At 62.9% G+C, this 12,678-nt stretch carries 10 protein-coding genes and 1 tRNA gene; 6 read left to right on the top strand and 5 right to left on the bottom strand.

The annotated features are described in order from the left end of the window. Positions 1–6: 6 nt before the first annotated feature. The 5 genes from AC6H42_RS14920 to hpnC all read right to left on the bottom strand — a co-directional run bounded on the left by AC6H42_RS14920 (position 7) and on the right by hpnC (position 4,293). Complete coding sequence (locus AC6H42_RS14920; protein WP_057156654.1) at positions 7–825, bottom strand: DUF1700 domain-containing protein; 819 nt, start codon at positions 823–825, stop codon at positions 7–9. A gap of 15 nt (positions 826–840) precedes the next feature. After that, positions 841–966 carry a hypothetical protein gene (locus AC6H42_RS14925; protein ID WP_267877831.1) on the bottom strand — a complete coding sequence of 42 codons (126 nt, stop codon included), beginning with the start codon at positions 964–966 and terminating at the stop codon, positions 841–843. 167 nt (positions 967–1,133) lie between these two features. Continuing rightward, positions 1,134–2,543, bottom strand: a complete 1,410-nt coding sequence (gene hpnE / locus AC6H42_RS14930; protein ID WP_497548388.1) for a hydroxysqualene dehydroxylase HpnE — start codon at positions 2,541–2,543, stop codon at positions 1,134–1,136. A 6-nt stretch (positions 2,544–2,549) separates the two neighbouring features. Further along, entirely contained in the window at positions 2,550–3,383 is an 834-nt protein-coding gene (hpnD, locus tag AC6H42_RS14935; RefSeq protein ID WP_057156790.1) for a presqualene diphosphate synthase HpnD, read from the bottom strand. Between the two features lie 34 nt (positions 3,384–3,417). Then, the gene (hpnC, locus tag AC6H42_RS14940) at positions 3,418–4,293 is read right to left on the bottom strand and encodes a squalene synthase HpnC (protein ID WP_057156652.1); all 876 of its coding nucleotides are present in this window, start codon (positions 4,291–4,293) and stop codon (positions 3,418–3,420) included. A gap of 163 nt (positions 4,294–4,456) precedes the next feature. On the opposite strand from hpnC, the gene AC6H42_RS14945 reads away from it, so the two are divergent. The 6 genes from AC6H42_RS14945 to clpX all read left to right on the top strand — a co-directional run bounded on the left by AC6H42_RS14945 (position 4,457) and on the right by clpX (position 12,446). Continuing rightward, positions 4,457–5,602, top strand: a complete 1,146-nt coding sequence (locus AC6H42_RS14945; RefSeq protein WP_497548389.1) for an efflux RND transporter periplasmic adaptor subunit — start codon at positions 4,457–4,459, stop codon at positions 5,600–5,602. Then, positions 5,599–8,685, top strand: coding sequence for an efflux RND transporter permease subunit (locus tag AC6H42_RS14950; protein ID WP_497548390.1), 3,087 nt, complete (start codon positions 5,599–5,601; stop codon positions 8,683–8,685). Before AC6H42_RS14945 ends, AC6H42_RS14950 begins: the two co-directional genes overlap by 4 nt. A gap of 203 nt (positions 8,686–8,888) precedes the next feature. Next, positions 8,889–8,975 (top strand) — tRNA-Leu (locus AC6H42_RS14955). A gap of 33 nt (positions 8,976–9,008) precedes the next feature. After that, positions 9,009–10,349: a trigger factor gene (gene tig / locus AC6H42_RS14960; RefSeq protein ID WP_057156788.1), complete on the top strand. Its 1,341-nt coding sequence runs from the start codon at positions 9,009–9,011 to the stop codon at positions 10,347–10,349. 40 nt (positions 10,350–10,389) lie between these two features. Then, entirely contained in the window at positions 10,390–11,007 is a 618-nt protein-coding gene (gene clpP, locus AC6H42_RS14965; RefSeq protein WP_057156787.1) for an ATP-dependent Clp endopeptidase proteolytic subunit ClpP, read from the top strand. A gap of 170 nt (positions 11,008–11,177) precedes the next feature. Next, positions 11,178–12,446 carry an ATP-dependent Clp protease ATP-binding subunit ClpX gene (clpX, locus tag AC6H42_RS14970; RefSeq protein ID WP_057156650.1) on the top strand — a complete coding sequence of 423 codons (1,269 nt, stop codon included), beginning with the start codon at positions 11,178–11,180 and terminating at the stop codon, positions 12,444–12,446. The last annotated feature ends 232 nt before the right edge of the window (positions 12,447–12,678 follow it).

Here is a 12,678-nt window from a genome sequence, read left to right on the forward strand (position 1 = left end):
TCCGCCTTAGCGGCCCCGCAACAGCGAGGAATTCATCTGGATATAGCGCTTGATGCCGACGATGGTGTACTTGGTCACCACCAGGCTGAGCAAACTGAGCAGGATGCCGACTATCACCAGCGTCATGCCCAGCACCGACTGCGTGGTGCGCGATTCGCCGTCCAGGTCGGTCGAGATGTGCACCGCGCTGGTGGCCATGCGCTCGGCTTTCTCGATGATCTTGCCGGAGCGGCTGTTGCTGTCGTCGCCGTCGGCGTTGTCCGCATCGGCCTGGCCGGCGTCCGGCGCGGCGTCGTAGCCGTCCATCGGTTCCTGGTAGATCTGGATGCCCTGGTGGTCGATGGCGATCTTGGTCTGGGTGCGGTGGCCTTCGCCGTCGCGGCCGTCGAAGTGGATGAATTCGCGCAGCGGGCCATCCAGTACCAGTTCGTTGGTGCCCGACAGGCCGCTGGCGGTGATCACGATGCCGCTCAGGTAGAAGCTGAAGGCGCACACGTAGATGGTGGCCAGCAGCGCGGCGTACACCATGGCCGGCACCACCATGAACAGGTTGAAGATGGCCAGTCCGGCCACCGACACGGCCATGCGGGCGGCGTTGACCGGGGTTTTCTTTTGTTCAAAGGCGGACAGGTGGACGTTGGCGCGCAGCGTCATGGCGATCTTGCGCGGTTCGCCCAGGTCGGCGGCGATTTCCTGCTCGGTGCGCCCGGCCATTACGCCGTCGACGAAACGCTGCTCATAGTAGGCCAGGGTCTTGGCGACCGTGTCCGGCGGCAGTCCCGCCAGGGCTTTTTGCAGCGCGTCCAGGTAAGCCTGCTTATCCATCCAGAACTCCCGCGGTTAAAACGATACGTGTTGCGACAGGGAAACTGCCGCGCTGAAGTGTTCGCTCAGCACGATGGCAACCGTGCTGGCGGCCACGATGGCCAGCACTGCCAGGGTTTTCAAAGTCAGTCCGAGTGTCATTTGCTGCTCCGTCCTTAGGTCCATATTGATTCACTACCGATGATGCGACTGTACGCAAACGAACTTGTACAGACCACCGGTGTGCGACAGGATGCATAAATGACGGGGCAGACGACGTATGACGGGGATAGCCGGGGATGGTTTGCAGCTGAGCCATGCTGGGGCGGTTATTTGTTTTTAAGCAATATTTTGACTGCCGCCACACCGCTGCGCACGGCGCTTTCCAGCGTGGCGGGGTAGTTGGCGGCCGCGTCATCGCCCGCAGTGTAGTCGCCTGCCAGCAGTAGTCCGGGCAGGCCGGTGGCGTTGGCCGGACGGGCGAGGGCGGGAGTGCAGGCGTAGGTGGCGCGCTTTTCCGTGACGACGCGGCTCCAGGAAGGCTGCGCCAGCTCCGGGCGGCGCAGCACGGCGGCCAGCTGCGCGGCGATGGCGGCGGCCAGCGCGGCCTGTCCCAGTCCTGCGGCCTTGCCGGACGCGCTGATGACCACGGCGAGCATGCCCGCCTGCGCCGCATCGAGCTGGCCACGGTCGAACACGAACTGGCCCCAGTGGCCATGGTCTGGATTGTCCAGCAGCGCGTAGAAGGGGATGCCGAGCCGCACGTTCCCATCGTATTGCAGGTAGCAGGTGGTGATGGCCTCGGGTGTAAACGCTTCCAGCTGCGTCGCCAGTGCCTGCAGCGGCGCGAGCCCGCGCAGCATGGCGGCGGTGCCCGGCGCGCCCAGGGCCAGGATGACGGCATCGAATTCGGCGCTCCAGGGGGAGGCCGCGCCGCTTGCCGCAGCCGGGCCGGCAAGCTGTGCAAGGCCGGCGCCGGTGGCGCAAAGTCGCCAGCGGCCATCGGGCAATTGCGCCAGGGCGGTTACCTTGGCGCCGGCGTGCACCGTGCCGCCGCGGCGGGCCACGCAGGCGGCCGCGGCGTCGGGGAACAGGGCGGTCAGGTCGGCGCGCGGGATCAGCATGTCGGATGCCTTGCGGCGCGCGCCCAGGCTGTCGCGCAGCACGTTCAGGAATACCTGGGCCGAGGCGCGGTCGGTCGGCGTGTTCAGCGCGGCCAGGCACAGCGGGCGCCACATCAGCTGGATCAGGCGCGGCGTCTGGTCGAAGCGCTGCAGCAGTTCATCGACGCTGCAATCGGTGTTGAGTTGCCAGTCCATCCAGCGCGCGGTGGTCGAGAAGCGCGCCAGCGACAGCTTGTCTTCGCGCGCCAGGCCCTTCGCGCGCAGCAGCGCGCCCAGCAGGTGCAGCGGCGCGGGCAGGCGCGGAGCCAGGAAGTCCATGCCGCCGGCGCCCGGCGCGTAGCGCATCTGCAGCGGCAGCGACAGCATCGCGGCAGGCAGGTCCACGCCCGCCAGCTTCATCACCCGCAGCGATTCGGCATAGGCGCCCAGCATGATGTGCTGGCCGTTATCGAGCTGGCGGCCGTCCATCTCCACGCGCCGCGCGCGTCCGCCCAGCGTGCGGGCCGCCTCCAGCAGCGTTACCGTGCAGCCGGCGCGCGCCAGCTCCAGCGCCGCCGCGCAGCCGGCCCAGCCGGCGCCGACCACGGCAACGGTGCGCGCAGTCCCCCGTGTCATTTTGCGTCAGCCACGGATGTAGGTTTTCCACGCCAGCCACAGCTTGCGGATCGGCGTCAGCGAGATGCGCTGGGTCAGCACGTGGTAGCCGTCGTTCTCGATCTCGGTCAGCAAGGTGCGGTAGATGGCCGCCATCATCAGGCCGGGACGCTGCGCGCGGCGGTCTTCCTTCGGCAGCAGCGCGAACGCTTCGTCGTAAGCCTTGTGCGCGCGGGCGATCTGGAACTTCATCAGGTTCTCGAAGTTCTCGCTGTGGCGCGCGTTCAGCAGGTCGGCGGCGGTCACATTGAACTGCTGCAGCTCATTGACCGGCAGGTAGATGCGGCCTTTGCGCGCATCTTCGCCCACGTCGCGGATGATGTTGGTCAGCTGGAAAGCGTGGCCCAGCTTCTCGGCGAATTGCAAGGTTTGCGGATTGCTCACGCCAAATATGCTGGCCGACAGGATGCCCACCACGCTGGCCACGTGCCAGCAGTATTTGGACATGCCCACATAGTCCAGGTAGCGGGTCTGGTTCAGGTCCATCTCCATGCCGTCGATGATGGCCTGCATGTGTTCCTGCTTCAGCTGATAGCTGGCCAGGTGCGGCTGCAGCGCCTGGGTCACCGGGTGCGTCTGCTTGCCTTCGTACATGCCGGAGATCTCCTTGCGCCACCACGCCAGCTTCACGCGCGCCACCGATTCGTCGGTGCATTCGTCCACGGTGTCGTCCACTTCCCGGCAGAACGCGTACAAGGCCATGATGGCGCGGCGCCGCTCCTGCGGCAGGAACAGGAAGCTGTAGTAGAAACTGGACCCGCTGGCGGCGGCTTTTTGCTGGCAGTATTCGTCTGGTGACATGGTCAAAAAAGCAAGGGTGAGGCGATCGAAGCCGCTATTCTAAGGGAAGCGCCGCGCCGGAGGGGCTTTTCATGGCGCGTTTCATCCGCGCTTTCATCCGCAGGCCGCGCCAGATCACCTTCATCCAGTCCTTGCGGGTCAGTTTCGGGCGGCGGCGGAAGACGTCGTACTCGACTTCCTCGATCGACTCCAGGATGCGCAGGCCGCCTTGCACCACCATGCGCAGCTCAAGGCCGATGCGCCCGCGCAGGCGCACCGCCAGCGGCGCGCCGCTCAGCATCAGCGCGCGCGCGCGGGCCACCTCGAACTTCATCAGGGTGCGCCACTTGGCCGTGCCGCCCGGATGGTCCAGCGCCGCCGGGGACACGGCAAAGCGCGCCAGGTCTTCCATCGGCAGGTAGATGCGCTCCTTCTGCAGATCGATCGCCACGTCTTGTAAAAAATTGATAATCTGTAATGCTGAACAAATGGCGTCGGAGTCGCGCACGTTTTGTTCGTCGGCCTGGCCGTACAGCGACAGCATCAGCAGGCCAACCGGGTTGGCCGAGCGCGCGCAGTAGTCCAGCAGCGCGCCGTAGCTGGCGTAGCGCGTGACCGTCACGTCCTGTTTGAAGGCGGACAGCAGGTCGCGGAAGGGCTGCAGCGGCAAGTCGTATTGCGCGATGACGCCGGCCAGGCGCAGGAACATCGGGTCCAGGCCGGATTGCGCCTCCCCGCCGGCGGCAATGCGGTCCAGCGCCTGCTCATAGGCGGCGAGGGCGGCCAGGCGCTGCTCGGGCGTGGCGTCGCCCTCGTCGGCCAGGTCGTCGGCGCTGCGGGCAAAGGCGTAAATGGCTTCCACCGCCGGCACCAGGCGGCGCGGCATGAGGACGGAAGCGACAGGGAAATTCTCGTAATGGTCTACAGACATATAGGGGTATTCAAGTAAATGACGCAAAAGTCATTTGCAAAGAGTGTGTCACGGCTTATAATTTTTAATTAACGGAAAGTCATTTACTTTCTGGCCGGAACCATCATAGTGGCAAAGTGCTATCGCCGCAATCCAAAGCAGCCCGCATAGTAAAGGAATTAATGTGTACTCCCTGAAAAAACCGCGTCCTTCCCCCGCCTTCGCCGCCACACTCTGCGGCGCCGCCGCTGCAGCCGTGCTGTTGGCCGGCTGCGGCAAGAAAGCCGAGAAGACCGAAGATATCCGCCCGGTGCGCGCGATTGTGCTGCAAAGCAGCGAGATCGGCGTGGACGCCGAGTTCTCCGGCGAGGTGCGGGCGCGCGTCGAGTCGCGCCTGGGCTTCCGCGTGCCGGGCAAGATCGTCAAGCGCAGCGTGGACGTGGGCTCGGTGGTGAAGAAGGGGCAGCAGCTGATGCAGCTGGACCCGCAGGACCTGAAACTGTCGCAGGCGCAGGCGCTGGCCTCGCTGCGGGCGGCGGAAACCTCGCGCGACTTCGCCAAGGCGGAACTGAAGCGTTACCAGGACCTGAAGGCGCAGAACTTCGTCGCCCAGACTATCCTGGACAGCAAGGACTCGGCCTACAAGGCAGCCCAGGCGAATGTGGACGCGGCCCAGGCGGCGTACCGTTCGCAGTCCAACCAGGCCGGCTATTCGGCGCTGGTGGCCGACATCGACGGCGTGGTGACGGCGGTCGACGCCGAAGCGGGCCAGGTGGTGGCGGCCGGCACGCCGGTGGTGCGCGTGGCCAAGGACGGCGACAAGGAAGTCGTCATCGGCATCCCGGAGGACAAGGTCGATGCGCTGAAGTCCATTTCGGACGTGCGCGTGCGGCTGTGGGCCAACCCGCAGCATGCGGTGCCCGGCAAGATCCGCGAGATTTCGCCGGCGGCCGACCCGGCCACCCGTACTTATACGGTCAAGGTGACCATACCCGAGAGCCTGGCCGAAGCCAGGCTGGGCATGACGGCGGTGGTGGAGTTCGCCTCCAGGACCGCGCAGCCGCAAATCAAGGTGCCGCTGACGGCGCTGCATTATGAAAAAGCCACCACCTCGGTGTGGGTGGTTGAAAACGGCGCAGTCAAGCTGGTGCCGGTGACGCCCGGCGGCGTGGCCGGCAACGATATCGTGCTGGCGTCGGGCGTCAAGCCCGGCCAGACCATCGTCACGGCGGGCGTAAACGTGCTGAAGCCGGGCCAGAAGGTCAAGATCCTCGGCGAGGAACTGGCCAAGCCGGCCGCAGCCCAAGCCCCTGCCGGAGCCGCCAAATGAAGGACGGCTTCAACCTCTCACGCTGGGCGCTGGAACACATTCCGCTGACGCGCTACCTGATGGCGGTGCTGCTGCTGGGCGGCATGCTGGCCTACGCCAACCTGGGACAGGATGAAGACCCTCCCTTTACCTTCCGCGTGATGGTGGTGCGGGCCTTCTGGCCGGGCGCCACCGCGCTGCAGATGGCCGAGCAGGTCACGGACAAGCTGGAAAAGAAGCTGCAGGAAACGCCGCATGTCAATGAGATCAGCAGCTATTCCAAGCCGGGCGAAACGCTGATCCTGGTCGAGCTGCGCGAGTCGGCGCCGCCAGGCGAGACGGCCGAGTCCTGGTACCAGGTGCGCAAGAAGATCGGCGACATCAAGGGCACCTTGCCGCAAGGCGTGCAGGGCCCGTTCTTCAACGACGAATTCGGCGACACCTACGGTTCCATTTTCGCGCTGTCGGGCGACGGCTTCACCTACGCCGAAATGAAGGACTACGCGGACTTCGCGCGCCAGCAGCTGCTGGGCGTGTCGCAGGTGTCCAAGGTCGAGCTGTTCGGCGTGCAGGACGAGAAGATCAATATCGAGTTCTCGCACAAGAAGTTTGCCCAGCTGGGCATCCCGTTCGAGGCCATCGTCAACCAGATCGCCACGCAGAACAACGTGGAGTCCACCGGCGTGCTGGTGACGCCGACCGACAACCTGCAGGTGCGCGTGACCGGCGCCCTGAAGACCGTCAAGGACCTGGAGGAGCTGGAGCTGCGCGCCAACGGCACCACCTTCCGCCTGGGCGACTTCGCCACCATCAAGCGCGAGTACGAGGATCCGCCGCTGGAGAAGATGCGCTTCAACGGCAAGGAAGTGATCGGCCTGGGCGTGTCGATGCAGAAGGGCGGCAACATTATCAAGATGGGCGAGAGCATGGAGAAGGCCGTGGCCGAAATGAAGGCCAAGCTGCCGGTCGGTATCGAGCTCGAGCGCGTCTCGAACCAGCCGAGCGCCGTGAAGGCCTCGGTGGGCGAATTCGTCAACACGCTGATCGAGGCGGTGCTGATTGTGCTGGCGGTGAGCTTCGTGGCGCTCGGCATGCATACCAAGCCCAAGTTCCGCCTGGACGCGCGTCCCGGCCTGGTGGTGGCGCTGACCATTCCGCTGGTGCTGGCGGTGACCTTCCTGTTCATGCGCATGCTGTCGATCGACCTGCACAAGATTTCGCTGGGCGCGCTGATCATCGCCCTCGGCTTGCTGGTCGACGACGCCATCATCGCGGTGGAAATGATGGTGCGCAAAATGGAGGAGGGCTTCTCGCGCTTCGACGCCGCCACCTTCGCCTACACCTCCACCGCGCTGCCGATGCTGACCGGCACGCTGATCACGGTGGCCGGCTTCCTGCCGATCGGCCTGGCCAAATCGGCGGCCGGCGAATACACCTTCACGCTGTTCTCGGTGAACGCGCTGGCGCTGATCATTTCGTGGTTCGTGGCGGTGATCTTCACGCCCTACATCGGCTACTTGCTGCTGAGGGTGCAGCCGCACAGCGACGGGCACCACGAGCTGTTCGATACGCCCGGCTACCGCAAGTTCCGCTCGGTGGTGAACTGGTGCGTGGAGTGGCGCAAGACCACCATCGGCGCCACGCTGGCCATCTTCTTCCTCGGCGTGTATGGCTTCGGATTTATCGAAAAGCAGTTCTTCCCGGATTCGAGCCGCCCCGAACTGATGGTGGAAATCTGGATGCCGGAAGGGACTTCGTTCGCCGCCAACGAGAAGCAGGTGAAGAAGTTCGAAGCGTTCATGCAAAAACAGGAGGGCGTAGTCAGCGTTACCAGCTATGTGGGCACCGGCAGCCCGCGCTTCTACCTGCCGCTGGACCAGATTTTCCCGCAGACGAACGTGTCGCAGTTCGTGGTGCTGCCGAAAGACCTGAAAACCCGCGAAGCGCTGCGCCAGAAGATCACCAAGGTATTCAAGGAGGACTTCCCCGAGGTGCGCGGCCGCGTCAAGCTGTTGCCGAACGGTCCGCCGGTGCCGTATCCGGTGCAGTTCCGCGTGATCGGCGGCGAAGTGGAGAAGGTGCGCATCATCGCCGACCAGGTGAAGGACATCATGCGCGCCAATCCGAACACGCTGGGCGTCAACGACAACTGGAACGAATCCGTGAAAGTGCTGCGCATGGACCTGGACCAGGACAAGATGCGCGCGCTGGGCGTCACATCGCAAACGGTGATGCGCGCGGCGAACACCATCCTGTCCGGCACCACGGTGGGCCAGTTCAGGGACGGCATCAAGCTGATCGACATCCAGGTGCGCCAGCCGCTCGAGGAGCGCAACACCATCTCGCGCCTGAACGACACCAATATCCCGACCGCCAACGGCAGGTCCGTCACCATCGGCCAGCTGGCGCGCGTGCATTTCGTGTGGGAGCCGGGCGTGGTGTGGCGCGAAGGACGCGAGTGGGCCATCACGGTGCAGTCGGATGTGGCCGAGGGCATCCAGGGCCCGACCGTCACCGGCCAGATCGACCCCAAGCTGGACGAGCTGCGCAAGAACCTGCCGGCCGGCTACCGCATCGACGTCAAGGGCGCCGCGTCCGACAGCAGCGAGGCGGAAGCGTCGATCTCGGCCAACCTGCCGCTGGCGATCTTCATCATCTTCACCTTGCTGATGCTGCAGCTGCACAGCTTCTCGCGCGCGCTGCTGGTGTTCCTCACCGGGCCGCTGGGCGTGGCCGGCGCGGCTGCGGCCTTGCTGCTGCTGGGCCGTCCGCTGGGCTTCGTGGCCAACCTGGGCATCATCGCGCTGTTCGGCATGATCATCCGCAATTCGGTGATCCTGGTCGACCAGATCGAACAGGACATCAAGGGCGGGGCGGCGCCGTGGGACGCCATCGTGGAGTCGGCGGTGCGGCGCTGCCGCCCCATCATCCTGACGGCGGCCGCCGCCGCGCTGGCGATGATACCGTTGTCGCGCTCGGTATTCTGGGGGCCGATGGCGGTAGCCATCATGGGTGGCCTGATATTGGCCACGGCACTGACGTTGCTGTTCCTGCCGGCCCTGTACGCGGCCTGGTTCAGGGTCAAAAAGCCGGTGCAAACCTGACGCGGGAAGCTGAAATTGCAGAGGAATCAAGGCATTACACTTATAACGTTGTGTTTAGGTTAAAAAACCCTTCCGTACTCTGAAAAAAACAGTAAAATACCGCGTTGAAGTTGAAAGCCCCTGCTGCGGCGGGGTAAGGGCGAGCCGTTTTCAATGGACCTCAATTGAAAACGGGCCGCCCTTTGCTTTTGTACAAATACGCCGCGAGGATGGCGAAATTGGTAGACGCACCAGGTTTAGGTCCTGACGCCAGCAATGGTGTGGGGGTTCGAGTCCCCCTCCTCGCACCACAGTATTCTTTATATTTTTTGGACGATTTTTACATGGCAACTGCAGTCGAAACCCTGGGCAAACTCGAACGTCGTATCACGATCTCCTTCCCCCTGAGCGAAGTCCGCTCGGAAGTTGAGAAGCGCCTGAAAGTGCAAGCCAAATCGGCTAAGGCACCAGGCTTCCGTCCTGGCAAAGTGCCCATGAAAATGGTCGCGGCACAATACGGTTATCAGATCGAGACCGAAGTGCTGAACGATAAAGTCGGCCGCGCCTTCAATGACGCCGCCAACGCCGCCGAACTGCGCGTAGCTGGCTATCCGCGCATCGAACCAAAGAACGACGCACCAGAAGGCCAGCTGACCTTCGACGCAACGTTCGAAGTGTATCCGGAAGTCGTCATCGGCGACCTGTCCACCGTTGAAATCGAAACCGTGAAAGCCGACGTGTCGGACGCGGAAATCGACAAGACCATCGAAATCCTGCGCAAGCAGCGGGTGCACTTCCACACCAAGGGTGAAGCCGGTGAACACGGCGACGGCGGCGCGCCGATCGCCGCCAACGGCGACCGCGTGACCGTGGACTTCGTCGGCTCGATCGACGGCGTTGAGTTCCCCGGCGGCAAAGCTGAAGACTACGCATTCGTGCTGGGCGAAGGCCGCATGCTGCCGGAGTTCGAAGCCGCCACCGTGGGCCTGAAAGTGGGCGAAGCCAAGACCTTCGACCTGGCTTTCCCAGAGGACTACCATGGCAAGGACGTGGCCGGCAAGACCGCCCAGTTCACCATCACGCTGAAAAAGCTGGAATGGGCGCACCTGCCGGAAGTCGACGCTGAATTTGCCAAATCGCTGGGCGTCGCCGACGGCGACCTGGCCAAAATGCGCGAAGACATCAAGGTCAACCTGGAACGCGAAGTGACCGGCCGTGTGAAAGCACGCAACAAGGAAGCCGTGATGGATGCGCTGGTCAAGACCGCCACCCTGGACGTGCCGCAAGCCCTGATCGCCCAGGACACCGAGCGCCTGGCTGAAATGACCCGCCAGGACATGGCGCAGCGCGGCATGAACGTCAAGGACGTGCCGTTCCCACCGGAACTGTTCGCCGACAAGGCCGAGCGCCGCGTGCGCCTGGGCCTGATCCTGTCGCAGCTGGTCAACGAAAACAAGCTGCAAGCGCTGCCTGAGCAGGTCAAGGCGCAAGTGGAAGACTTCGCCCAAAGCTACGAAGACCCGCGCGAAGTGCTGAAGTACTACTACAGCGACCGTCGCCGCCTGGCTGAAGTCGAAGCCCTTGTATTGGAAGAAAACGTCGTTAACTTCGTTCTGGGCCTGTCGAAAACCACGTCGAAAGCTGTTGCCTTCGACGAGCTGATGGGAAGCAACGCGCAAGCGTAATCCAGCTTCAGAGAAGCTGCATCACAAGGAACAATGCATGATGAACCGTAATCCGGCACTCGACACTGAAATGCTCGGCCTGGTGCCGATGGTGATTGAACAAAGCGGCCGTGGCGAGCGCTCCTATGACATCTATTCGCGCCTGTTGAAGGAGCGTGTGATCTTCATGGTGGGCCCCGTCAATGACCAGATGGCCAATCTGATCGTGGCCCAGCTACTGTTCCTGGAGAGCGAAAATCCGGACAAGGATATCTCGCTCTACATCAACTCTCCTGGTGGTTCGGTTTCGGCCGGCCTGGCGATTTTCGACACGATGCAGTTTATCAAGCCGGACGTCTCCACCCTGTGCACCGGCATGGCAGCGTCGATGGGCGCTTTCCTGCTGGCGGCGGGCGCGAAGGGCAAGCGCTTCTCGCTGCCGAACTCGCGCATCATGATTCACCAGCCTTCGGGCGGCTCGCAGGGCATGGCGTCGGACATCGAAATCCAGGCCAAGGAAATCCTGTACCTGCGCCATCGCCTGAACTCGATCATGGCCGAACGCACCGGCCAGACGGTGGAGCAGATCGCCAAGGATACCGACCGCGATCGTTTCCTGTCCGCCGAAGAGGCCACAGAATACGGCCTGATCGACAAAGTGTTGACCAGCCGCGGCTAATGCGTCCTCAGCGCTGAGAACTGAAAAAAGACGCCCGGACGCTACAACGTTCCGGGCGTTTCTTTTTTATTTCAGGTAGCATGTGCTATGTACGCTGTCGCACGTTTTGCCCAGGGCAAAACCTGCAAGGTGTACGCAGCACCAATCTTGCAACTACTTAAACAAGTCCCATGTCCGAGAAAAAATCCTCCAGCGGCGAAAAACTCCTCTACTGCTCGTTCTGCGGCAAGAGCCAGCACGAGGTCAAGAAGCTGATCGCCGGTCCGTCCGTCTTCATCTGCGACGAGTGCATCGACTTGTGCAACGACATCATCCGTGACGAGACGTCGAGCATCGAGTCGGTCACCGGCGCCAAGTCGGACCTGCCGACCCCGCACGAAATCAAGGAACTGCTGGACCAGTACGTCATCGGCCAGCAGACCGCCAAGCGCATCCTGTCGGTGGCCGTGTACAACCACTACAAGCGGCTGAAGCACTTGGGCAAGAAGGATGACATCGAGCTGGCCAAGAGCAACATCCTGCTGGTCGGCCCGACCGGCTCCGGCAAGACCCTGCTGGCCCAGACCCTGGCCCGCATGCTCAACGTGCCATTCGTGATCGCCGACGCCACCACCTTGACCGAGGCCGGCTACGTGGGCGAAGACGTCGAGAACATCATCCAGAAGCTGCTGCAGAGCTGCAACTACGATGTGGAAAAAGCCCAGCGCGGCATCGTCTACATCGACGAGATCGACAAGATCTCGCGCAAGTCGGACAACCCGTCCATCACCCGCGACGTGTCGGGCGAGGGCGTGCAGCAGGCGCTGCTGAAACTGATCGAAGGCACCATGGCCTCGGTGCCGCCGCAGGGCGGGCGCAAGCATCCGAACCAGGACTTCGTGCAGATCGACACCACCAACATCATGTTCATCTGCGGCGGCGCCTTCGACGGCCTGGCCAAGATCATCTCCAACCGTTCGGAGAAGAGCGGCATCGGCTTCTCGGCCACCGTCAAGAGCAAGGAGCAGCGCGCTGCCTCCGAGATCCTGATGGAAGCGGAACCGGAAGACCTGATCAAGTTCGGCCTGATCCCCGAACTGGTGGGCCGTCTGCCGGTGGTGGCCACGCTGGCCGAACTGACCGAAGAGGCGCTGATCCAGATCCTGGTGGAGCCGAAGAACGCGCTGGTCAAGCAGTATTCCAAGCTGCTGGACATGGAAGGCTCGGAACTGGAAATCCGCCCGGCCGCCTTGCACGCCATCGCCAAGAAGGCGCTGGCCCGCAAGACCGGCGCGCGCGGCCTGCGCTCCATCCTGGAACATGCGCTGCTCGACGTGATGTACGAGCTGCCGAATGAGCAGAATGTGAGCAAAGTGGTGATTGATGAAAATACGATCACCAGCGGCGCCAAGCCATTGCTGATTTATCAGGAAAGCCCAAAAGCTTCTGGTGAAAATTAAATAACGACTGCACACATGCGCAAAATTCGTTTTGCATCCATGGGGCAAGGCGGTACAATTTAAATCAATAAAAGAATGCAGGCTTCATTCGGAAAGCCACACGCGATGCCTGCGTCGCGCGTGGCTTTTTTATTTGAATTCTGCATATTTTTATAGCACGGCAGTATTTCCGAGCATTATTTGAAAGAAATATTATCTGCCGGGTCTTGTGATTTGGCATCTTTGCGCCAAT

It is taken from the genome of Massilia sp. NBRC 108631, assembly GCF_059704565.1.

Coding starts and splice junctions, on each gene's coding strand:
- AC6H42_RS14920 (WP_057156654.1), bottom strand. CDS start 825: ATGGATAAGCAGGCTTACCTGGACGCGCTGCAAAAAGCCCTGGCGGGA.
- AC6H42_RS14925 (WP_267877831.1), bottom strand. CDS start 966: ATGACACTCGGACTGACTTTGAAAACCCTGGCAGTGCTGGCCATCGTG.
- hpnE (WP_497548388.1), bottom strand. CDS start 2,543: ATGACACGGGGGACTGCGCGCACCGTTGCCGTGGTCGGCGCCGGCTGG.
- hpnD (WP_057156790.1), bottom strand. CDS start 3,383: ATGTCACCAGACGAATACTGCCAGCAAAAAGCCGCCGCCAGCGGGTCC.
- hpnC (WP_057156652.1), bottom strand. CDS start 4,293: ATGTCTGTAGACCATTACGAGAATTTCCCTGTCGCTTCCGTCCTCATG.
- AC6H42_RS14950 (WP_497548390.1), top strand. CDS start 5,599: ATGAAGGACGGCTTCAACCTCTCACGCTGGGCGCTGGAACACATTCCG.
- tig (WP_057156788.1), top strand. CDS start 9,009: ATGGCAACTGCAGTCGAAACCCTGGGCAAACTCGAACGTCGTATCACG.
- clpP (WP_057156787.1), top strand. CDS start 10,390: ATGAACCGTAATCCGGCACTCGACACTGAAATGCTCGGCCTGGTGCCG.
- clpX (WP_057156650.1), top strand. CDS start 11,178: ATGTCCGAGAAAAAATCCTCCAGCGGCGAAAAACTCCTCTACTGCTCG.